The organism is Moorena sp. SIO1G6 (assembly GCF_010672795.1).
In the GTDB taxonomy this organism is placed as follows: domain Bacteria; phylum Cyanobacteriota; class Cyanobacteriia; order Cyanobacteriales; family Coleofasciculaceae; genus Moorena; species Moorena producens.
On record NZ_JAAHFZ010000016.1, the window covers coordinates 1 to 22,630 of the forward strand.

Genomic DNA, 22,630 nt, shown 5'->3' on the forward strand with positions numbered 1-22,630 from the left:
TCCTAGCTCTTTCAATATCCATTGTTCCATATTTGTGATAATAGATGCCAGAGGCGATTCTAGCAAGAACACACACTTGACTCTTTTTGTCAAGTTTTATGTTAAGAAAGATGTTTATAAAGCATAGCTTATTAAGGGGGATTTAGGGGGATCATTTTGGATCTAATTGTAGAGAGAATTGCTATAATTATAATATAGCATTTATAAATAGATCATCAAAACTAATGCTGATTTATCATATAGCACTACGCATTAAAGTTAGGACATTGATATAAGCAGCAAAAGCTTTTGTAGTAAACTTTTGCCTCTTGCCTTTTGCCTTTTGCCTTTTTTATGTTCCCTGTTCCCTTTTCCCTGTTCCCTTTTCCCATCAATCCTATGTTTAAATCTAAAATATAAATACTATAGAGCTACATCCACGGAGTATAATTATGAATCAGGCAATACATGAGAGAGTATACTGGACTATTCATGACCTAGAATTGCTACCAGAAAATGAAGGAACACGCTACGAAATCATTGATGGAGAATTATTTGTGACTAGAGCGCCTCATACTAAACATCAGCAAACCTGTGGCAAAATTTTTCGACAGCTAGATGCTTGGTCTGAAGCAAGTGGTTTAGGAGAATCTATTCCTAGTCCCGGTGTCCTGTTTTCAGCAATCCTTTATGTTATTCCCGATGTCGTTTGGGTTACTCAAGAAACCTATGAATTAACCTTAGACGAATCTGGACATCTAACTGGTGCCCCAGAATTAGCTGTCGAAGTTTTATCTGCTAGTCAACAAGACCAAAGACGAGACCGAGAAGCTAAACTAAAACTTTACTCTTCACGAGGGGTAAAAGAATATTGGATTGCTGATTGGAGGTCTCGCAAGCTCGAAGTCTATCGCCGAGAAAACAGTCAGCTCAAATTAGTAGCAACCCTTTTCAGCCAAGATACCCTAACCTCTCCCATACTACCTGGTTTTAGTTGTACTGTGGCTCAGCTTTTTCCTAAATAAAAGGGAGTCGGGAATCGGGAGTCGGGAATCGGGAGTCGGGAAAAAAAATTATGTAAGGATATGCGCTACGCCCACGCTACGCGAACAGCTGTCAGCCGTCAGCCGTCAGCTTAAAATATAGCGTTTATCGCAGTTATGAGGTACGCTTCTCAACCTCAAAGTCCCCCGAGCGAGGGATTGCTCGCTCGGGGGATTTAGGGGGATAATAGGTACCTTATGGGATATATAATTGCTATAAATCTCTTTTATTCAAAAGCTGAAAGCTGATAGCTGAAAGCTGAAAGCTGAAAGCTGAAAGCTGATAGCTGATAGCTGATAGCTGATAGCTGATAGCTGATAGCTGATAGCTGATAGCTTGCGACCGCATTTCTTTACATTACCCCTCAAACAAAAATCTAAAAACCCTTGACAACTTAAAATATAATCATTACGATTATAAATGTACACCAAAAGCAAAAGGTTCACCTTATGCCATCAGAATTTCCAACAAATTCAGAGAACAATCCAGACGATTCTTCCAACAAAAAAATCCGTGTTCAGCACATTTTGAAGGGCGACCGCAAGGCAATAACTAATACCATGCATACCCTCTATGCGCTGGGCTACGCCGAAATTGCCGACTGGAGTCCTCTGCAGCCGACGGATGTTCCCGGAGAATTCATAACAATTACCACCAAGTACTTCAGACTCCGTTAAAACGTTAAATTGCTGGGGGGTTTTCCCCCCGGCCAAACCATCCGGTCGAGTCGCGTAAGATCACTCACGTCTGGATAAGTTGGAAAACTGAATGACATAAGGTAAATTCCTAGCCGTGGATAGTATTTCTGCGGCTATTTTTTTTTGAGATTAGCAGGTTATCAGGTTGAAGGTTGTTCGCGTAGCGTGGCCGAAAGGCCAAGGTTAGTTAGTTGAAGGTTGAAGGTTGGTTAGTTGGAGGTTGTTCGCGTAGCGTGGCCTTTTGGCCAAGGTTGGTTAGTTGAAGGTTGAATGTTAGTTAGTTGAAGGTTGAATGTTAGTTAGTTGAAGGTTGAATGTTAGTTAGTTGAAGGTTGAATGTTAGTTAGTTGAAGGTTGAATGTTAGTTAGTTGAAGGTTGAATGTTATTGGGTTGAAGGTTGTCTGTCAGAATGCTAAATTCTAAATTCTAAATTCTACATTCTACATTCTAAATTCTACATTCTAAATTCTACATTATACACTCCCCACAATCCCCATCTCCCCACAATCCCCAAAAATGTCCTGATGGAGTAGCAGAGATTCTGTATAGGGGTCTAAAACCTCTGAAGCATAAAATTCAGCCAATCCTATGACCTTAATCAGTAAATTGGGTTTTAAGCCACAAAAGAAAGCTCATTTAATTGCACCAGTAGCAATTAAATCATCTGATATATCGATAGTTATTCCCGTCAGGAACAATCAGAAAGGAATTGAATTATTTTTGTCAGAATTTTTCAAAACCCAGAACCTAGAAAGCTATCCAAAAGAAATAATTATCGTTGATAATCAATCAAGCCCAGAGATTACTATCCCTAAACAGTTTCAAGTTGCTCCCCTTTCAATACGAGTGATAAAATGCTCAAAACTTGGACCGGCATCTGCCAGAAATATGGGAATCAACTCTGCTCAAGGAGATTGGATTTTATTTACCGATAGTGACTGTATTCCTTCAGAATCCTTAATCACAGGCTATCTTAATGCCATGAATGGCTCCATCGGATATGCAGGGAATGTTAAAGCCTGGAGCAATGATGTATTGTCAAACTATTATGAAACTCAAGAAATACTTGTGCCCTTAAAAGTTATTGAAGATGGGCAGATGATCAGACCGGAATATTTAATTACAGCCAATGCCCTAGTGTGGAAAAAAGCCCTTGAAAAAATCGGTGGGTTTAACGAAACTATTAAAATTGCTGCCGGTGAAGATATAGATTTAGGGTTTAGGTTATTAGAAATTGGCAACTTATCCTATAGTTGGCAATCAACTGTATATCATGATTTCACTCACGACATTCTGGGATTTATTAAAAGATTTATCAGATATGGAAAAGGCAACAAACTAGTCAGTCAGCTATATTCCATTGACTTAACTCCTAAACCGTTTATTCCCAATAAACCGGGTTTTATAAATCAACTATTGTCAACTTTACAATATGTGTGTCTTATAGTAGGATATAGAATTAGTTAAAAGGTAAGCTATCAGCTTAAGCGCTACGCGCACGCTACGCGAACAGCTATCAGCTATCAGCCTATGCTTAGATGGGCTTTTCCCTAGACTTTGAATTCGATAAAATCTCGAACTATTAGGTGCGACCCGTGGCGAATTTAATTCTTAATGGGTCAAGCGCACCTTTAAATTCTGCCAAAAGAGGTTTATTTTAAGCTGACAGCTGACCGCTGACTGCTGAATGCTTACGTTAAAAGATTACTTGATTCTATCTATAGCAGTTCTCATAGTAATAGACTTCTTGCAGAAGTAGGGAACAGGGAACAGCGGATCTGGGAACAGTGGACAAGAATTGACGCAAAGCGATGCAGAGGTGCGACCCGTGGCGAATTTAATTCGACGACTGTAAGCGCACCTAAGTGGTCTTGGGGGTTTCCCCCATGAGCGACTGCATCAAGAACACTATCAGAAAACTACTTTTGCAAGAGGTCTAATCAGGTACACAGGATTTTTTCCCTATTGCCTATTGCCTATTGCCTATTGCCTCTTGCCTCTTGCCTATTCCCTGTTCCCTGTTCCCTGTTCCCCATCTCCCCATCTCCCCATCTCCCTATCTCCCCACCCTCCCCAAAAATTTCCTGGTGGAATAGCCAAGATTGTGTATAGAAGTTATAGTGCAGCTACCCGGAAGTCTGAAGTCTGAAGTCTGAAGTCTGAAATTCTTTAATATCAAGGATTTCGACTCTAGGACGCGGGTTTGTTATTTCTGTCCCCCTGCACTAGTCAGTTGGCAGAACTTCTAATCCAGACAATTGAGGTAATCCTATGACTTTCATCAACAAACTTCATTCAACTCCCCAGAATTACTCCGATTTTACTGTACCCTTAAACATTCAAGCATCTGATATATCAATCGTTATTCCCGTCAGGAATAATCAAGAAGGACTTGATTTATTTTTAACTGAATTTTTTAACACCCAGAGTCCCTACATCTATCCCCAAGAAATTATTATTGTTGATAATAACTCAACTCGACCAATTACTATCTCTCAACAGTTCCAAGGTAATAACCTTTCGATCAGATTGCTGAAATGCTCAAAAAATGATGTGGCCTCTGCCAGAAATGTAGGCATCAACTATGCCAAAGGAGATTGGATATTATTTACCGATAGCCACTGTCTTCCATCTGAATCATTTATCGAAGGCTATCTTAATACTAAAAATGGCTCAATAGGCTATGCAGGTAATGTTAAAGCATGGGGCAAGGATTTATTATCAAACTTTTATGACGGTCAAGAAAGATTCATTCCCTTAACCATGGTTGAAGAGTGCCAGATCAGTAGACCAGAATCATTAATTACAGCCAATGCCCTGATTTGGAAAAAAGCACTTCAACAAATTGGTGGATTTAAAGAAACCATTAGAATTCCCGAAGGAGCCGATCTAGATTTAGCATTTAGATTATTCCAAATTGGTCAATTATCCTATTGTTGGCAATCCACTGTCTATCCTAATCACAATAAAGAAATCCCCGAATTTATCCAACGATTTATCAACGATCAAAACAGTAAACTAATGGTGAGTAATCTCTATCAGATTTAAATGATGGGAGTCGGGAGTCGGGAGTAGGGAATCGGGAGTCGGGAATCGGGAGTCGGAACCCTCCCCTAATCTGAAGGCGGTAATTCCTGATCCCTCAAGCTTTTTTTACCTGTTCCCGCATAGTATTTGTATTGTTCAATGATAATTTTCGCCAGCTCAGAAAGGGGTATTTCTTTACCATCAACCTGAGCTTTAACATAAATCTTCAGAGCTTCAATATAAGATAAACCAAGAGCCAAGGTTAGTGCTGCTGCCGTTGAGCCTGATATTGCTCCACCAAGCACGGTGCCTGCACCAGGAATCATTTTGAGTAAATTCGCGACAATTACTTTACCCACTGCAGTCACTCCTCCTGTACCCCCAAGAGCAGATATCACCATGCCCAGAAAAGCTCTTTCAACCGTTAAGCCAAAAATGCTGGTGATGTTAGCAATCATTACCGTTTGCATCGTTACCAAGATTGGCGCATCAGAAAACGGAATTGGTGAGGCACCAACTAATGCTGAACCAGTAACGTAACCCGTAACATATTTAAACGCTTCACCTGCTTTTAGTTCAATATTTCTAATCTGTTCTCTCAGAAATGCTTTGCGCTGGGCTTCTGGCAGTAAATTTGCCGTCACTTCTACTAAACGCTCTAAACCATGGGCTGTCACCGTATAATCATCATCGATAGGTTTTGATTGTGCTAGCACTGGAATAATCTGACAAACCGGTAGATTCTTACCTTCTAGGAAAGCAATAAACTCACTACGCTTTTTCGTTAAGGTTTGAGTCAGAACTAAGATAACGGGTACATCTTTTTGTTGGAGGCTCTTTAGCCATTCTTCCTCAATCGGATCCAATCGAGCAGTCTCATGATTAAGGCAATACCACACCACATGAATGTGTTCTTTTGCCTCTAGTTTCCTTTGATCATCAATTAGTTTCGAGATATCTCTCCTTACTCGTTCAATCTGTTGGGCTTTAAGTTCTAGCCCTGGTGTATCATACACTGTAATCGGGCAACCTGTTTTTGTATAACGACGAATAGTTTGAGTAACAGGATAGCCAACCCCTGTTTCTGCCAGGCGAGAGCGAAAAATTGTGTTTACTAAAGTACTTTTTCCTACACCGGTTTTACCAATTACTAAAACATTACATTGCTCAACTTTGCTCTGGGCATCTTCATAGGCTTCGCTCATTTTGCCTAACAGTTCATCAAATGAGATGTGCTCTGACATTAGTAGTTTTCTCCTTTAAGCTGTTGTGCATTTAAACTGTATATAGCATTTTCAGTTGAGATGTAACCTGAGAATGTCTTATGTTATTTTACTATAAAACTCTGGAGCTATTGCCCCTACTATTGCATTTTTCAAAATTTCTGAGTTTATAACTCATTTGATAACGCTATATATTATCGACATACTGTTCGATAAAATTCCTAAGTTCCTTCACATTAAAATCCTTAGCCAATTTATAAATAACTTTAGCAAATGGTACAAATTTAGCATCTAATACTTCCAGCTTTTCCGCTTCTTGGCTGATGTCAAACACATTACCTTTCTTAGACAAGTCATAAAGTTGGAGCAGAATATCAGATGGGGGAGGCACAATGGCATCTAGGTGGATTTGTTCAGCTCCAGCATCTATTATAGTTTCTGGTTTTGGTATGAAGTCTTCATACACCCATTCCAGTTGCAAATGCTGTTTTAATTTTTCCAGTAATTCTGCTACATCCACTGGTTTGGGAATAAAATCATCGCAGCCTGCATGCCAACTCTGTTGCTGGTCTAACTCATAAACACTGGCAGATGAAGCAATAATCAACAGATCTTTCAATTTATCTAATGAGCGCAGACGTCGCATCATTTCCAAGCCATCCATCACCGGCATCACCAAGTCAGTAATAATTAGGTCAGGGTTACATTCTGTGGCTTTTTCCAAACCCTCAACCCCATTAGTGGCCTCCAACAGTTCAAATCCCAGAGGTTGTAACACATTCACAATTACAGAGCGATTCTGCCATTTGTCATCTACTACTAAGATTTTCCGAGCTTTTCCATGACAACCTATAATAGTCTTAGTGGAAGCTTGCTTACTCGCAATCAAAGCTGTAGTAATCGGTAAATCTAAATCTATAGAGAACATGCTACCTTTGCCATAAGTACTCTCAACATTGATAGCACTTCCCATCAACTTGATAATTGTTTGGCTAATCGCTAATCCAAGTCCAGTACCTTGTTCACGATGATCAACATCCCCCACCTGTTCAAAGGGCAAAAATATTTTTTCCAGTTGTTCTGGGGTCATCCCAATGCCAGTATCTTTAATTATAAATCGAAGTCTGACTAGGGGGGATTGGAGAGTAGGAAGTCGTGGGTGTTTACTGATAACCTCTACCTTAAACGTGACTCCGCCATGGTCAGTAAACTTAATGGCATTGCCCAAAAGGTTAATCAGAACTTGTCGCAATCGTTTGGCATCAGCCAGGATACCGTCTGGCAGATGGGATGAGGGTAGATAAATAAAAGCAATCTCTTTTTGCTGGGCTTTAACCCGGCACATTTCTACAACTTCCATCAGAAAGGACGGCAAATGAACTTCTCTGGGAAACAGTTCCATTTTCCGAGCTTCGATTTTGGATAAGTCTAAAATGTCATTAATCAGATGGAGTAGATAGTTGCCACACTGATAAATAAGGTTGATCTGGTCTTTTTGTTGAGCAGTTATCTGTGGATCCCGTTGTAGAATTTGGGCGTAACCCAAAACGCCATTGAGGGGAGTACGCAATTCATGACTCATATTAGCCAGGAATTGACTTTTGGCGTGATTAGCCTGATCAGCCGCTTCTTTAGCTGCTTTGAACTCAGCTGTACGTTCCTCAACCCGGATTTCCAGTAAAGCATTGGCTTTTCGCAGTTCTGCTTCGATTCGCCTACGCCCAGCTAGATAAACTAGACCATAGCTAAATCCAAAGCAGGAAACACCAGCAAATAACAGCCAATAGCGGTAGTGATGGATGACTTGACCCAGAGTCACTTTTCCCCAATCTTCGTAGGGACGAACCCGCAGATTCCGTAAGGTTTCGTGACAAGGTTGGTAGTTGGCCGGGATGGTCCAACCCTGATAACGACCAGCTTTGGCGGCTGGGTGCTCAGAAGGCATGGTTATTAATGCGATCGCAACCTCTTCCGCTAACTCCATTGGGGTATGGGGTAGTGTAGAAAAGGGCCATTCTGGATAAAGTTTAGTACTCAGAGCAAAAGGGAAAGTGTCCTGATATTGAGTTTGCTGATTGAGGATCACAAAGTCATCTCGATTAATTTTACCCTCCTGTGCCATACGTTCGAGGGTATCAGTGCGGACAGTGCCAGCATCGACAATACCGTCACGAACAGCGTAGACCACTGCGTCATGGCTACCACCAAAGTGGAGCGCTGGAAAGTCACGGTAGGGGTTAACTCCAGCTTCTAACAGAGTTTCCCATGCCATTTGCCAGCCCCCAAAGGCAATTTCACTGACGGCTATAAAGGTTTTGCCCCGTAAATCCTTTAAATCCTGGATATCATTGCGGTCAGCATGACGCAGGATAACTGCTCCAAATTGGGTGTAAGGCTTACCTAGGCGTAGATTTTTTAGGGTGGCAATTCGTCTTGCCCCATAAATCCATTCCAACTCTACATACATTCCAGGGTTAGGCAACACAAAGTCCACCTCCTGGTTAGCTACTATTTCTTCGAGGGTGTCAAACTCTAGTGGTACAAGTTGGAAAACATAGCCGGAAATCGTTTCACTGAGATACTCTAGGGTCGGTTGCCATTTTGTTTTGGTATGGTCAACACCCCGAATTGCCATCACTCCTACCTTAATAATCTTTACCTCTGAAGTCGTTATTTGTCCTGTTCCATCTACAGGTTCCTGAGGAGGAAGAATCCCTGGGGCAGCCGATGGTATTAGTGATAATCCCATGCCTAGAATCAGGCTGGATTTAATGAAGAAGTAAAGACGAATCATAATATAGCAGGTAGTGATAAACATGTAGTGATGGCCTAATCAACCCGACAAACATTTATTATAATGATGAACAAAATTCCAAATAGCTCCTAGGTGATTTTCTAATTTTTTGGAAAATGACAACGTTTTCCGTTCCCAGGCGACTAATCCTTTGTCTTAATGTATTATTTAATCTTTCAATATGATTAGTTTTACCCGTTTGTTTTTCTACCGGCTTGTGACGTTGTCTTGATGCAGTCGCGCTTTGCATCAAGACAGCGAATATTTCGAGCCAATAGCCATGACTAAATATGGTGACCAAGGTACCAATGTCAAGGGTTCCGTTGATGAGGAGCCGGGTGAAGGGAAACTTTCACGCCCGGTTTTGTTGGCGTAGCCTCCCTGACGGGATGACGAGTCAGTGAGGCGACTCACTGGCTTAGTTTAATAGTAGAGAGTAGGGAGATAGAGGAGATTTTGATGAAGGGTAATTATCCTGAGATGATATTAGATGCTATTCCTTTTACCCTTGAAAAAATTAGCGCTAGATAAATTCGGGTAAAGTATAGCGCTAATTTCACCTACTCCCTTAATTATCCCAAATACCCCTTAACCCTTGAAAAAATTAGCGCTAGATAAATTCGGGTAAAGTATAGCGCTAATTTCACCTACTCCCTTAATTATCCCAAATATCCCTTAACCCTTGAAAAAATTAGCGCTAGATAAATTCGGGTAAAGTATAGCGCTAATTTAAATCACTAACTTAATTATCCTAACTATCCCTTAACGCTTCAAAAGGTTAGCGCCTTAAAGCCATAAAACTAGCGCTATACTATTAACAGGATTCCATTAGCTTCTCCCTAGGAGCTACTAATGTCTAAAACTTGGTGATATCACACCTAACGCTATCATGCTTAAGCAAATTGCTGATGCCTTTGAGCACCATGATTATCAAACTGCTGCCCGATTAATTAAACAACTTCTCAAGCAAGAGCCCAATAATCCCTGGACACAGCTTTATCTAGGAAGGCTCCAGGAAGTCAGAGGTAAACAAGAAGCAGCTGAAAGAATCTATCGACAGTTACTGAAAGGAACACCTGTTCCTAAAATTATGGCCCAAGCTCGTCAGGGACTAGCACGCTTAGAAGCTACAGCAAAAGAACAGCGCCGACAAGCCTTAGCCCAAGCAACTGCTGACCCTGAAAGTAATCAATTGGGAGTTTTAGTCCTAAAGCCGATCAGCCAACAAGACAAACCAACAGCAGCTCAACACTTAGCTCGCATCCTGGGGATAGACCCCTACACCGCAAGGCTACAGCTACCTACTAGAGGCTGGCGTTTATATCGCACTGGACCTGTGGGAGAACTTAAGTATTATGGGTCGTTACTGCGAGAAGCATCAATAAAATGTTTGTGGGCAAGCTTAGCAGATATCAAAACAATTAACATCTATCAAGTTAAGTATTTTTCTGACAGTAGTGACCAGGAGACCACTGTAGTATGTCAAAACTCTCAGGGACAGTTGGGTTCCTTTAGCTTTAACTGGTCGGAAGTGACCCAACGAGTAGAAGGGCGGTTGCCTTTGTTTGAGAAGGTAGTAGACTTAGATGCGCGACGGAATTTAACTCGTAAAACCCAAACCTTAGACTATGCCCTGGTTTGTGACTTGCATTTACCACAGCGCCACAGTATTCTCAGAGTATGCGATCGCAATTATCAATTTCAGCAAGGAATTGCTCTAACCCTCAAGCCAGTTTCCAGTCAGAACAGCCTATCCCAAGACTCTCATATACACCAAAGCACTACAAGAGTCAACTGGAACAACTTGACTGATTACTTAAACCTTCGGCTGCTTGAAAAGCCAGTATGGTCTGACTTTACCACCTTTGCGCAAACTGCTATAGACTACCCAGATCTGCTAGAAAAATTGGAGTCTCATATCGACTTATTTCGCCTGGTCGAGACTCCTTGGGATCCAGCATTTCAGTTGTATAGTGGACTAGTTTTTTTGACTAATCACTAATCTAGAAACGAGGGTTCTGCATCTGAGCAGCCATGTCGAGGAACTTATTCATGCTAGGACCAGGACGCCGACGAGGCATGATCATTGGTACGTATTTGGTGGCAAAGGTGGTTTCGGGCTGCCCTTTTGCCTTGCTATTGACAACTGCTGCTGCTGAATTGATTGCCGCTACTGGTGTTGGCTCAGGAGCAGCTGCCTTTTTTTTAGCTTCTGCTTCAGCTTGTTTCTTAGCCTTTGCTTCAGCCTTAGCCTTAGCTAGTTCTTCTTTCTTGGCTTGACGAGCAGATTTGGGCTTAGAAGCTTCAGCTGTTGCTACTGCGGTCGTGGTTTCTGCTGTTGCCTGAGCTGGTGCTACTACGGTTGCGGTTTCCGCTGTTGTCTGGGCAATAGCCGGTTCTGGCTTCTGTTCTACCGCCGGTTGCTGAGGGGTGCTAGTTTCGCTTTCGTCTAGCTCCAGGTAAAAGCCCTTGGATTTATTGCGCTTAAACAAACCTACCATTTACAAAGACCTCTCTAAATTAGTTTTAATGGAAGCTATTACCTTCAGTGCGATCGCAACTGGGGCTACAAGCTTGGCCCAGGAGATTTACCAGTAATCGGCAATCAGTAAGCGGTAATCGGTAATTGTGCTGAATTCCTACTCATCACCAATACCCTCAACCATTTACTCAAAACCCGACTCTGTCCTGGCTTAAGTGGATAGCCCCACTGCTGATCTTGGGTGACTAGTCGTTTGATGAAACTTAACCAAACGTTGCATTTGTATAATAATTATGAGTGATTACTTCACTTATTGCAACAATTTAGATATTTTTGTTCATCAAACTTTACATAAAGCTCTTAATAAGTATATTTACTTAGATTTTTGGAGCTAAAGACCACCAGTTAATTTATAAAGATTTACAATTCTCTCAGAATTTTGGGGAAAGCTATGGAAATTCGACGGATTGCTGAAGTTTTGCGCAATGGTCAACCAGATCAGTCTTTGACCATCCAAGGCTGGGTACGCACAAAACGGGAATTAAAGGACTTTGCCTTTATGGAAGTCAACGATGGCTCCTCCATGGCAAATTTACAGGTAGTGCTCAATCCAGACTTGTCGGATTATGAGACTATCCTGAAACGGCTTAATACTGGCTCATCAGTAGAAGTCACTGGTATACTAGTAGAATCTCTTGGCAAGGGACAGCGAATTGAAGTAAAAGCATCCTCGGTGACAGTATATGGGGAAGCAGATGCCAATTATCCCCTACAGAAGAAACGCCACTCCTTTGAGTTTTTGCGCACCATTAGCCATTTGCGATCGCGTACCAATACCCTAGGTGCGGTGTTCCGAGTGCGGAATGCCTGTTCCAATGCCATTCATCAGTTTTTTCAAGAACGAGGTTTCTTGTGGGTTCATACCCCAATTATCACCGCTAGTGATTGTGAAGGAGCAGGGGAGTTGTTCAGTGTCACTAACCTAGACTTAAAGAACATCCCCAAAACCGATAATCAAGCAGTCGATTATACTCAGGACTTTTTTGGACGACCGACTTACCTGACCGTCAGTGGTCAATTAGAAGCAGAAATCATGGCAATGGCATTTCGGGATGTATACACCTTTGGTCCTACATTCCGAGCCGAGAATTCTAATACCTCTCGCCATCTAGCAGAATTTTGGATGGTCGAGCCTGAGATGGCATTCTGCGATTTGAAGGGGGATATGGATTTAGCAGAAGCCTTTCTCAAGCATGTATTTAAGTCAGTTTTGGAAAACTGTCCAGAAGATCTGGAATTTTTCAACAAGCGGATCGATAACAATGTTCTCGCTACTGCTGATAATATTATCAATAATCAGTTTGAGCGGATTACTTATACAGATGCGATCGCATTACTGGAGAAAACGGATCGTAAGTTTGAGTATGGGGTAAATTGGGGTGTAGATTTGCAGTCCGAACACGAACGGTATCTAGCCGAAGAGTTGTTTAAAAAGCCCGTCATTGTCACGGATTATCCAGTAGAGATTAAAGCCTTTTATATGCGCTTAAATGACGACCAAAAGACTGTAGCAGCAATGGATGTGCTTGCGCCTAGGATTGGAGAGATTATCGGTGGTGCTCAGCGGGAAGAACGGCTGGATATATTAGAGAAGCGAATTCAGAATCAGGGCATGAATCCAGAAGATTTATGGTGGTATTTGGATTTGCGACGTTATGGTACAGTGCCCCATGCTGGATTTGGTTTGGGATTTGAGCGATTGGTGCAATTTATGACTGGTATGGGGAATATTCGGGATGTAATTCCGTTTCCCAGAACTCCTTTAAGTGCAGAGTTCTAAAAAATAAAACTATCGTTGGCTATGCCCACAGCCATTGATGGAAATATGGGTAGTGCTAAAGATTTAGTGGTTTGGCTACCGTCTGCTAAAGATAACGGTAGCTAAAATCACGAATTGTGTACCACTACCCAAAACTATATTGACAGAGTACTAGCTAAGTGAAGCATGACTACGGTCATAGGTAGAGCGGAAACTAGGATGGGGTTTACCTTGGATAGTACCCCAGTAGTCAGAATCTAAGCTATCTAGTCCTACTTCGGAAGCAACGCGACCGAGCATAGATTGCTGACGATTTTTGATCATGTGATGGTGATTCATCATCAGAGCCCTAGCTTTTTCTTGAGTAGACATTTTCCTTTCTCCGATTGCTTATATAAGATTTTGATGGGATTCACTTCCCTTACATATACAACTATATCATAGATTCTGTATCAAAAACTACAAAATTACTTTTATTTACAAATCTTAATGAACTAGCAACTATCACCACTGTCCTTCAAAATATCCCAGAGCCACTGCTCTACGCGATCGCCCATGGCCTGATTAGAGTATTTAACTTCCAGGAGGCGACGGCATTCACGACGGTCAATTTTATCCAAGTTTCCCAAGGCTTCTACCAAGCCTTCCACAGAATCCGGTTCTACCAAAAAGCCATTTTTACCATCTTCGATAATTTCTGCTGATCCACCACGGTCATAGGAAATGACTGGTACTCCACAAGCGAGGGCTTCAATTACCACATTACCAAATGCTTCCACCCAATGAGGCGTCATCAGTAAAGCTCGACACTGGCGCAAGTGTTTTTGGAGTTGATCAGTTGGGAGAAAACCCAGGTATTCTATAGGGGCATTGGGGTAATCCTGGAGAATCTCCTGCCAATAGGGTTTATTTTGTATAAGACCCATAATTTTTAGTGGCATAGCCGTTATATCTGATGCTGCCACTGCGTCTTCTAAGCCTTTTTCTGGAGAAATTCGACCAACCCAGCCGAGCCACGGTGAGGGGGAGTCACAAAAGGAATACATAGACAAATCAATGCCATTGCCCAAACAACGACAGCGATTCTTGAAGGGAAATGTTGCCCCTTGAGCCATTGAATGAACCCCAATCGTGCCAGGGAAATTAATGGCAACTTGTTCGATGATCTGATCCATCGCTTCGGTTAATGAACCCATACTCACTAGGTGAGCAATGGGACGAGGGAAAAAGGGGGTTAGGTAAAACGGTAACCAGTCGTAGGCAAAGTTCACAATCAAGTCATAGTGGGTTTGAACTTGTCGCCCATAGTCCCACATATTAGCCAATACCGAGGATGGGGGGATGATAGTAGGAGTGTCTCTTGTTTGAGTTTGAATACTAGTTTCCAGAACACCATCAATTTCTACCAGAGGCATTCCCCAAGCTGTAGATCCTTTTGTTGCCACAATTGTGATCCTGTGACCCCGATTAATCAATTCCGTAGCAATGTTACGTACAGTCAACTCAACGCCACCACCTAACCCTGAACCCAACGGACCAACTGGGGTAGAAATTAATAGCAATTTCAGGGAATTTAATTGGCTCATTAATTTAAAATTAACGTAAGCTATCAGCTATCAGCTATCAGCTATCAGCTATCAGTATTAAGCTTTCAGCTATCATTCAGCTATCAGTATTAAGCTTTCAGCCATTCGCGGATCGTGGCCTTTTGCCAAGGCTGACGGCTGACCGCTAAGGGCTGAATGCTTACATCAAAACTATAAGTATAAACTTAAAATTAATTAATCAAACGTTTACTTCAAAACGTTTATTTGAAATATCTTAAAGCACGGTAAGTAAAGCTTAGAAAATTTTTATTTACTGTTACCGATTATAGCACAGTAAGTCAAGGTTATCAAACTTTTATTACCTGTTCCGAAGTTCCCTAACTAGTCGCTATTATCTTGGTAATGGTTTGAATTATTTTCCGATGAATTCAGGTAATTTTGTGCTGGTGGCAAACTATCCAGATTAGGGGCAGGGCGCATTTTATTAAACTGTTCGATTGCCCATTTTGCCGTTTCTCGCACTTCAGAATCCGGGTCATCCGTAGCGTGACGCAACATCTGCAAGACTTGATTTAGTAATTCATAAATTCGCGTTGCATCCCGAATCGCATTTTTCCGGACTTGGGGGTTGTCATCCTGCAAAGAAATGGCTAGGGCTTTGTTAATCGGTTTGAGGGTTTTGGTGCTAATTTGGGATAAGGCTTCCAAAATCAAGCCACGCTGCTTAGAATCAGAATCTAGCATTAAGTCCACTAGGGGCTTTACTGCCCTCGAATCCCCCTTTTGGGCTAATTCCCAGATAGCTTGTTGTCGCTTTTTTGGATCTGGGTCTTCTAATTCTCTGATTAATTCCTCAACAATACTAAATTTAGTCAGGCGAGTGGTCTTTTTGACATGTAAGGAATCAGCTAAAGACTGAGGTTGAGGATTGCTAGGATTGGCGACATCATAACTAACGCTATGGTTATAATCCCTTTGAGGATGGTGGTTTTGGGAGTCAGTTGACACTTGGACTTTGAGGTTATTGACTCTAGGATCTTGTTTAGCTTGGTTTTCTGTGGAGGGCGCTAATTTTGAGTCTACGGGTCGTTTTGGTTTAGTCAGCCACTTGAATAGCAAAAAACCGCCACCAGCCATGATGATGGCTGGGATGATCAACCATGATGACGGGCTCTTTTCCAGAGTCGAAGGCTCCGTAGTAGTCGATTCGGCTGACACTGATTCACCTGACTTTGGAGCTGAACTCGTGCTGGTGGTTGTCGTCTTAGCAGCGTAGGCTTGCTCCAATTCCTTCCTAGTAACAGAATCAACAACACCCAGTTTTCTCAATCCAACGGATTCTTGGAATAAAGCGACTGCTTTCTCTGTATCCTCACCATAAACACCATCTTCAAGCCCATCGTAGAAGTCAAGATGCTTTAGCTTGGCTTGCACAAGAGCCACCTCTTTTCCCCGACTCCCTTTGAGCAGAATTGGTTGGTCAGTTTCTGTGGCAGAAGTGGGAGATTGAGCGATGAGCAACGGGTCAGGGAGGTTGTTGGTTGAAAATGCGTTCGCTTTTTCTAATTTCGCCGCTTGACTGCTTCCCAGCACCCAGCCTAGGCAGTTCAAACAGGTAGCTACAAGTATGATAGACCAATGGCGAGTCATAAAATTCTACAGGACTCGAATGTGAACGCCAATTCTAGCTTACGCACTTAACACACAACGCTAAATCCCATGTGCTTTAGTCGTTCGAGCAACAGAATTTTGGCTCGATTAATCTCAATTGTATCAAATCGGCTTCACTGCTGGGTTTCTGGTAGCTTAGCACTACCTTCTTCAGACTCAGTTGTTGTTTCCACTGCCAGTTTTCCGCTCTGGCTAGCCGCTATTGTTTGCCAGCCTTGCTTTGATCCGAGTTGCTATTTGTTCCCGCTGATTCACTAGATAAACGCTGAGCAATGTCAGGCACACACCAGTCCACTGTAGGGAACTGAGTACCTCAGACAACACTAAATTCCCAAATAGTAGGGCAAATACTGGTGTCAGAAAGGTTAAGCTAGACAGACTAGTGAGATTGCCCTTGGAGGCAAAGTAGAAGAATATACCGTATGCGATCGCACTCCCGAAAACAGTGGAGTAAGCTAATGCGATCCAGCCAACTCCATCAATATTCACCCATTGCTGGGATTCTATGACGCTAGAGAGGGCAAATAACGGTAATCCCCCTAGGATCATGTGCCAACCAACAGCAGCAACTGGGTCTGCATAGCGGCTGATAATGGGAACCATTACGGTGCCTACTGCCATGGAAAGGGATGCTAAGAGCATCAGCCACTCCCCATGATCAAACAGCTGTTGCCAGCTTAATTCTATAGCTTGAGCGTTGCCAGTAAAAAGGCTGAGAATCCATTGATCCGGCAAGCCAATCAAGCTGATTCCTACTATACCAAATCCTAATCCTAACCAACCCCAAAGTCCAATCAGTTCACCAAAGAGCAATCCTGATAGCAGGGCAACCACTAGGGGTTGACTATCAATCATCACCGAACCCAAACCCGCGCCAGTGCTAACCAATCCGTGGGCTAGGAAACCCTGAAACATTGCCCCATCGACTAAGGCAAATAAGCTAATCCACAGCCAGGCTAACCCACCTTTCGGCTGGGGACGACCCATCACAGTTGCTGCTCCTAATACTAAAACTCCTGCTGGTACTAACCGCACCCCAGCCATAAACAGAGGGGTTGTGTTAGGGATCACCCCTTTCATGGCTACCATAGCTGTACCCCATAGGAAAAAGGGGGAAATCAGCAGTAGTGAACCTAGTAGTGACCTTGGTGACAGTATGGTGTTGGCTTTTAGTTGCATAATCCTGATTTATAGTGAATAACGAAAATAACCGACACTCAAGCAGCTGTCATATATTTGATTTAGATATTGACTTTAGATATTGACTTTAGATATTAACTTGGCTCAGGAGCAGGGGGCTCAGGAGCACAGTAGTGAGTTTTGGAGTTTTTCGAGCTTACTTCAATAACATACAATTTCAATGGGCGACAGCTTAAAGCCGCTTTTCATATTTGGTTAAACACTTGTATAGCTTTATATATTTATTTATTTATTTATTTATTTAAAGCCCCTGAGTAGCTAACCGTTTTATAAAATGATGCAAACTATATATACAAGCTCCAGTAATCACTTAAATCTAGACTAGATACTCACAATCACCTATGCCTTGGCCGTTTAAACGCAAATCTCTCAAACAAATTGCTCGCATTGAAATCACGGGGGCGATCGCTGGTGGTACCCGTAAACGGGTCCTCGAAGCCCTGAAAACTGTTGAAGAGAAGAAATTTCCCGTCTTACTATTACGGATTGACAGTCCTGGTGGTACAGTGGGGGATTCTCAGGAAATCTATAGCGCCTTGGTGCGGTTGCGAGAAAAGGTGAAAATTGTAGCTAGCTTTGGCAATATCTCCGCATCCGGGGGTGTTTACATTGGGATGGGAGCGGAACATATAGTAGCGAACCCTGGTACAATCACTGGAAGTATTGGTGTGATTCTGCGGGGAAACAATATAGAGCGCTTGTTGGATAAAATCGGTGTTTCCTTTAAGGTCATTAAGTCAGGTCCATACAAAGATATATTGGCGTTTGACCGGGAACTGACTGAGCCGGAAAAAACTATTCTTCAAGAGTTGATCGATACCAGTTATCAGCAGTTTGTACAAACTGTTGCCCAGAGTCGCAAGCTAGATGTAGATGTAGTAAAAAGTTTTGCTGATGGTAGGATTTTTACTGGTGAGCAAGCACATAACTTGGGGGTGGTTGATCGGCTGGGAACTGAAGAAGATGCCCGTTGCTGGGCAGCGGAATTGGTGGGTCTTGACCCAGAGAAAACCAAGTCTTTCACCATCGAAGAACCCAAACCATTGTTGAGTCGCTTGCTACCGGGTAACCTTATTCGCAATAGATCTCAGATATCTGTTGGTATAGATTGGTTAGAGTTTGAACTATCAACTAGCGGTCAGCCACTATGGTTGTACCGACCATAAGATAACATGGAGATTTGAGATTTCACAAAGCGTGTAAGATCTCAAATCTCCCAGGGAAATTCGGAGGATCTTACCTTGCACTGGAGAGTTAGAGCAATTCGAGGCGCAACAACTGCCTCAGAAAATACAGTAGCAGCGATTCGAGAAGCAGTGATGGAACTGCTAGATCAACTCGAAGCTCATAATGAAATCGACCATCAAGAAATTATTAGTGCGATTTTCACCACGACCCGTGATTTGGATGCTAAATTTCCAGCTGCGATCGCACGAGAACGTCCGAATTGGGATCATGTTCCTTTACTTGATGTGCAACAAATGCATGTCGAGGGTAGCCTAGAGCGTTGTATCCGGTGTTTAATCCACATCAACACTCCTGTTTCTCAACTTGAAATTTATCATCCCTATTTACGTCAGGCAAAAAATTTAAGGCCTGATTGGACCTTAGCTCAAGTCAGCCGTTAGTTGTCAGGTTATTTATACTAAGCATGGGGATTGCCCCTAGCAATTAGCCAGCGGTAAGTTCAAGTTGTCATTAGTCATTAGTCAAAAGAAAATTGTTAATGGTCAATGGTCAATTAACAATTAACAATTAACAATTAACAATTAACAATTAACAGGCATGGGATTTTATTGACTGAAATGTATCAATGGTCAACCGTCAATGGTCAACCATCAATAAAAGCATTTTCAGGTTGATTCCGTTTGTCTATCAGATGATTTGCGGTGGAAACGAATTCCTAAAAAGATGTCGTATACAAAGTTCCAAAAACTCTTTTGGGCCAGGAGTCCTAGAGATTGATCACAACCTTTTTCATCTAAAAGGGGTTTAACAGCACGGTAGGCGGACTGATACTTGTACCAGGGTATATTCGGCCACAGGTGATGAATTAGATGATAATTTTGTCCCATAATTAGCAGGTTTATGATGGGACTGGGGTAAATTCTAGCATTTTTCCAGCGATCACGTTCTTTAAATGGACGATGGGGCAAATAGTCAAAGAACAATCCTAGCGCTATACCTACAACTAATGCCGGCACAAACCAATAGTTCATGATGTAGTCTAAAAAGCCGTATTGACAACCAAGATATATGATGATGGCGATGAATAGACGGCTAAAAAACCACTCCCATAGCTCATACTTACGCCACAAACGGCGCTTGAAAAAAAATATTTCGTGATAAAAGAAGCGAACTGCAATTAACCACAGCGGACCACCAGTAGAAACAAAATGATCGGGATCGTTTTCGGGATCGTTAACATTGGCATGATGCTGCATATGAACCCGCGTGAACACTGGGAAGGTAAAACCTAACATCAGGGCGCTAGCATGACCCATTAGGGCATTGACGTAACGGTTTTTGTGGGCAACATGGTGAGAGGCATCGTGAATGACTGTTCCTACCATGTGTAAGGCAAGGACATTAATGCTAAAGCAGCAAGCGTTAGGCAAATCCCAAAGCCAGTAACCACCGGTGGAACAGACCACCAAGATGATCGCCGCCACAAACATGAGTAACGTTAAGTTAAACTTATCCGGGGCACCCAGGAACTCCTTGGGCACTGTCAGCGGCTTGATGGCCTCCGACATACTTGTTTTCTCTCCTTTCTACTGTCTTTTGGTAGTATAAGGTAGAATGGCTCAATCATAAAGATTTGTTAAGATTAGAGCTTCATATCATAAACTAGACTCAATGTCAGGAAAATCACTCTCGTCACGAGGGGAGTCACCCTCCGCCACTAGTTTTCATCCCCTTCTGCTTCTGGGACGCACAGGGGTTTTCAATTGTGAAGCTGATAATCTTCTACAGGTTAACCTCTGTTTCGATTAGGCAGGGGTTACCACTCTGGGGAAGCACCACCATCTTTCCTTTGGGGAAACAGTTCTGCCTAACGTTAATCAGAACCGCAAAAGTCCCAAGGCTGATGCTTGATAGACCTACTCACCGGAGCCAGCAGATCAATTGTGCCCCCTATTTAAGCTAGCGATGCAGCTTCGGAACAGGGGAGCCAGTGAGGTCAAAGGGAGGCAGCGCCGACCTGTGGGGGTTTCCACTGGGCTTTCAGCGATGCAGCGCGGTCAAATCAATTACCGTAAGGAGAGGGGAGCCTTGTCTTGATGCAGCCCTTCCCCACTCGCGCTTTGCATTAAGAAAGGTCGTTGGTTAAAAGAAGTAGCTCGATTACTCAAAATAATCCGCTCAATCCTATGGGGGGTTTTCAGAGCTACTTTCAAAGCCAGACAGACTTCCTTTCGACTTGCCACACAGATAAACCTCCTGTGAAGCTCCCTGGTTGAGTTCCGCTTCAATCAGGTTAACCACTACCCCTGCCAACTTCTGAGAGTTGCTTAAATCATCCGTTGGGATCGCCAAATAACGCACATCAAAAGCAGTTTCTAAATGTTTAGTCTGTACTGCCAACAGCTCACCCGTTAGAACCATCCCTGGTAAATAAACAAATAGTGGATAATCACCAATTAAACTATCACGGAGTCAATAAACACGGATAAATATTAACTTTTGGTATTGTTTATTTTCATAATTAATTATTATAGATATCAACATTTTTTTTTGCGTAATTATAACGAATAATTATTCCTATTAAACCCGCTAATTAATTGAAGTATTAGTCAATTTTATTGGGATGATAATATGTGCAAAACCATAGATAAAATAGGTAGTTTAAATTATGGTAATGGCTCAAGTTTTTAGTCAACCATAAGTGAGACACTAACAAGCCCATATTATCCTTGAGGCTTAATACTTGATACTTCATACTTTATCCTTGATCCCCTGTAGTAACCTAGCAATTTAATACCGGCAGGTCTTAGAGGATATCTGAAAAGTTTTTTGATACTGAATTTTGCCCCCCTAGCCCCCCAATTCTGGGGGGAACAAGAATCCATTTGTTGGTAAAAGTCCCCCAAAATTGGGGGATTTAGGGGGCTTGAATGTAGCAAATGAGACTTCTCAGACAACCTCTTAGTAATGGACCACACAATCTATTTCCCTTGATAGTTCCGCTGTTTATCTGTAATCCAATAGCAATGTCGAACTAATACTGCCACACAACGATGAATAACCATCGGATGCCAACCCATTTGTTCAAATCGGGGTTCAGATCGGTCAAACAAACCTAACCATCGCAGCGGTATCACTGAGTGTACGATTTTTTCTTGGGAAGCGATCGCTAATAGGCGCGGCGCTGCCTGTTTAACTGATGTCCACAAAGCTAAGTGGGCAAAGCCTTTATAAAACTTACCTATTGCCAAAGGCTGAGTCAAATTCACCATTGGTTGGGCTCGGACTATAAACACCCCAACCCAATGATTATGTTCGAGAAACGGACTTGCCTGTTGTAAAAACGTCCACAGTCTATGTTCTGGTTTTTCTAGAGGGAAACAACCCATCTGCTGGACAACCCACCCGCATCACTGGTACTTGTCCGATGTAATGATCACAAGCAATGGGGATTGGTTGCCCTAAGGCTACCATCAACAACGGGACATCTAGAAAGCCACGATGGTTGCTCACTACTACAACGGCAGATTTATGAGGAATGGGATCCTCATCGATATTGGAACATTTGTCTTCCCATTGCAGCAAGCAGCGCATCATAAAGCTGTAGGGGAAGATGGTCAGACATCAGTTTCAGTCATCAATTTCTAATCTAAATTAACATTTCTTAACATTGTTTTAAAATTCTATCTATTGACAGATGCCTTAAAGTAGAGATAATCAGGTGCAACACAACTAATGGTGATAGACTGCCAGTGACTACAAGTGTGTAGCTTGACACATTAGGCATTAAGCCAGTAGTAGAAAAAGCCTGTTAAATCTAAACTAGACTACTAACTTATGTTAATAATTAATTTTCCTTATAATCAAGTGACAGAAGGTGGCCTTGATTCCATTCCTTCAAGGCAGTGGGATAACTCATCGGCTGCTTATCATTAGTCCTTACTCATGAGTAACATA

General features: G+C 42.3%; 20 protein-coding genes and 1 pseudogene. 9 read left to right on the top strand and 12 right to left on the bottom strand.

The window, feature by feature from the left end; genetic code table 11:
* The first annotated feature begins 431 nt into the window (after nt 1–431).
* The 5 genes from F6K63_RS17005 (at nt 432) to F6K63_RS17025 (ending at nt 4,770) form a co-directional block, all read left to right on the top strand.
* Entirely contained in the window at nt 432–1,004 is a 573-nt protein-coding gene (locus tag F6K63_RS17005) for a Uma2 family endonuclease (protein ID WP_287312740.1), read from the top strand.
* A gap of 468 nt (nt 1,005–1,472) precedes the next feature.
* On the top strand, nt 1,473–1,700 hold the full coding sequence (locus F6K63_RS17010; RefSeq protein WP_287312741.1) for a hypothetical protein: 228 nt from the start codon (nt 1,473–1,475) through the stop codon (nt 1,698–1,700).
* A gap of 610 nt (nt 1,701–2,310) precedes the next feature.
* On the top strand, nt 2,311–3,189 hold the full coding sequence (locus F6K63_RS17015; protein WP_008182168.1) for a glycosyltransferase family 2 protein: 879 nt from the start codon (nt 2,311–2,313) through the stop codon (nt 3,187–3,189).
* Nucleotides 3,190–3,694: 505 nt separating this feature from the next.
* Nucleotides 3,695–3,871, top strand: a complete 177-nt coding sequence (locus F6K63_RS17020; protein WP_154659745.1) for a hypothetical protein — start codon at nt 3,695–3,697, stop codon at nt 3,869–3,871.
* A 122-nt stretch (nt 3,872–3,993) separates the two neighbouring features.
* Complete coding sequence (locus F6K63_RS17025; protein ID WP_287267821.1) at nt 3,994–4,770, top strand: glycosyltransferase family 2 protein; 777 nt, start codon at nt 3,994–3,996, stop codon at nt 4,768–4,770.
* 65 nt (nt 4,771–4,835) lie between these two features.
* Here F6K63_RS17025 and F6K63_RS17030 read toward each other — a convergent pair whose 3' ends face one another.
* The 3 genes and pseudogenes from F6K63_RS17030 to F6K63_RS17040 form a co-directional block, all read right to left on the bottom strand.
* Nucleotides 4,836–5,993 (bottom strand): YcjF family protein, encoded by a 1,158-nt coding sequence (locus F6K63_RS17030; protein ID WP_287267823.1) that lies wholly within the window; start codon nt 5,991–5,993, stop codon nt 4,836–4,838.
* Between the two features lie 166 nt (nt 5,994–6,159).
* Entirely contained in the window at nt 6,160–8,766 is a 2,607-nt protein-coding gene (locus F6K63_RS17035; RefSeq protein WP_287267825.1) for a PhnD/SsuA/transferrin family substrate-binding protein, read from the bottom strand.
* A 39-nt stretch (nt 8,767–8,805) separates the two neighbouring features.
* Nucleotides 8,806–8,992: pseudogene (locus F6K63_RS17040) on the bottom strand (IS1 family transposase); the annotation flags it as partial.
* A gap of 663 nt (nt 8,993–9,655) precedes the next feature.
* Here F6K63_RS17040 and F6K63_RS17045 point away from each other — a divergent pair.
* Entirely contained in the window at nt 9,656–10,768 is a 1,113-nt protein-coding gene (locus tag F6K63_RS17045) for a tetratricopeptide repeat protein (RefSeq protein WP_008182161.1), read from the top strand.
* A gap of 1 nt (nt 10,769) precedes the next feature.
* Here F6K63_RS17045 and F6K63_RS17050 read toward each other — a convergent pair whose 3' ends face one another.
* On the bottom strand, nt 10,770–11,267 hold the full coding sequence (locus tag F6K63_RS17050; RefSeq protein ID WP_008182159.1) for a hypothetical protein: 498 nt from the start codon (nt 11,265–11,267) through the stop codon (nt 10,770–10,772).
* 432 nt (nt 11,268–11,699) lie between these two features.
* On the opposite strand from F6K63_RS17050, the gene asnS reads away from it, so the two are divergent.
* Entirely contained in the window at nt 11,700–13,088 is a 1,389-nt protein-coding gene (asnS, locus tag F6K63_RS17055; RefSeq protein ID WP_287250017.1) for an asparagine--tRNA ligase, read from the top strand.
* A gap of 150 nt (nt 13,089–13,238) precedes the next feature.
* On the opposite strand, the gene gifA is transcribed toward asnS, so the two are convergent.
* The 4 genes from gifA to F6K63_RS17075 all read right to left on the bottom strand — a co-directional run bounded on the left by gifA (nt 13,239) and on the right by F6K63_RS17075 (nt 17,464).
* Entirely contained in the window at nt 13,239–13,439 is a 201-nt protein-coding gene (gifA, locus tag F6K63_RS17060) for a glutamine synthetase inactivation factor IF7A (protein ID WP_008182153.1), read from the bottom strand.
* Nucleotides 13,440–13,561: 122 nt separating this feature from the next.
* A complete protein-coding gene (locus tag F6K63_RS17065; protein WP_287312742.1) occupies nt 13,562–14,653 on the bottom strand; it encodes a glycosyltransferase family 4 protein in 1,092 nt (363 codons plus the stop codon).
* Between the two features lie 342 nt (nt 14,654–14,995).
* Nucleotides 14,996–16,264: a HEAT repeat domain-containing protein gene (locus tag F6K63_RS17070; protein ID WP_287312743.1), complete on the bottom strand. Its 1,269-nt coding sequence runs from the start codon at nt 16,262–16,264 to the stop codon at nt 14,996–14,998.
* A 213-nt stretch (nt 16,265–16,477) separates the two neighbouring features.
* The gene (locus F6K63_RS17075) at nt 16,478–17,464 is read right to left on the bottom strand and encodes a DMT family transporter (RefSeq protein WP_287312744.1); all 987 of its coding nucleotides are present in this window, start codon (nt 17,462–17,464) and stop codon (nt 16,478–16,480) included.
* 362 nt (nt 17,465–17,826) lie between these two features.
* On the opposite strand from F6K63_RS17075, the gene sppA reads away from it, so the two are divergent.
* Together sppA and aroH are read left to right on the top strand one after the other, a co-directional pair.
* Nucleotides 17,827–18,651, top strand: a complete 825-nt coding sequence (gene sppA / locus F6K63_RS17080; RefSeq protein WP_287312745.1) for a signal peptide peptidase SppA — start codon at nt 17,827–17,829, stop codon at nt 18,649–18,651.
* 75 nt (nt 18,652–18,726) lie between these two features.
* Nucleotides 18,727–19,113 (top strand): chorismate mutase, encoded by a 387-nt coding sequence (gene aroH / locus F6K63_RS17085; RefSeq protein WP_071102415.1) that lies wholly within the window; start codon nt 18,727–18,729, stop codon nt 19,111–19,113.
* Between the two features lie 225 nt (nt 19,114–19,338).
* Here the strand turns inward: aroH and crtR are convergent, their stop codons facing one another.
* The 4 genes from crtR to F6K63_RS17105 form a co-directional block, all read right to left on the bottom strand.
* Nucleotides 19,339–20,241, bottom strand: a complete 903-nt coding sequence (gene crtR / locus F6K63_RS17090; protein WP_287312746.1) for a beta-carotene hydroxylase — start codon at nt 20,239–20,241, stop codon at nt 19,339–19,341.
* A gap of 616 nt (nt 20,242–20,857) precedes the next feature.
* Nucleotides 20,858–21,094 (bottom strand): hypothetical protein, encoded by a 237-nt coding sequence (locus F6K63_RS17095; RefSeq protein WP_008182137.1) that lies wholly within the window; start codon nt 21,092–21,094, stop codon nt 20,858–20,860.
* Between the two features lie 560 nt (nt 21,095–21,654).
* Nucleotides 21,655–22,062, bottom strand: a complete 408-nt coding sequence (locus tag F6K63_RS17100) for a hypothetical protein (protein WP_287312747.1) — start codon at nt 22,060–22,062, stop codon at nt 21,655–21,657.
* Nucleotides 22,028–22,270: a 1-acyl-sn-glycerol-3-phosphate acyltransferase gene (locus tag F6K63_RS17105; RefSeq protein WP_287312748.1), complete on the bottom strand. Its 243-nt coding sequence runs from the start codon at nt 22,268–22,270 to the stop codon at nt 22,028–22,030. Before F6K63_RS17105 ends, F6K63_RS17100 begins: the two co-directional genes overlap by 35 nt.
* Nucleotides 22,271–22,630: the final 360 nt, after the last annotated feature.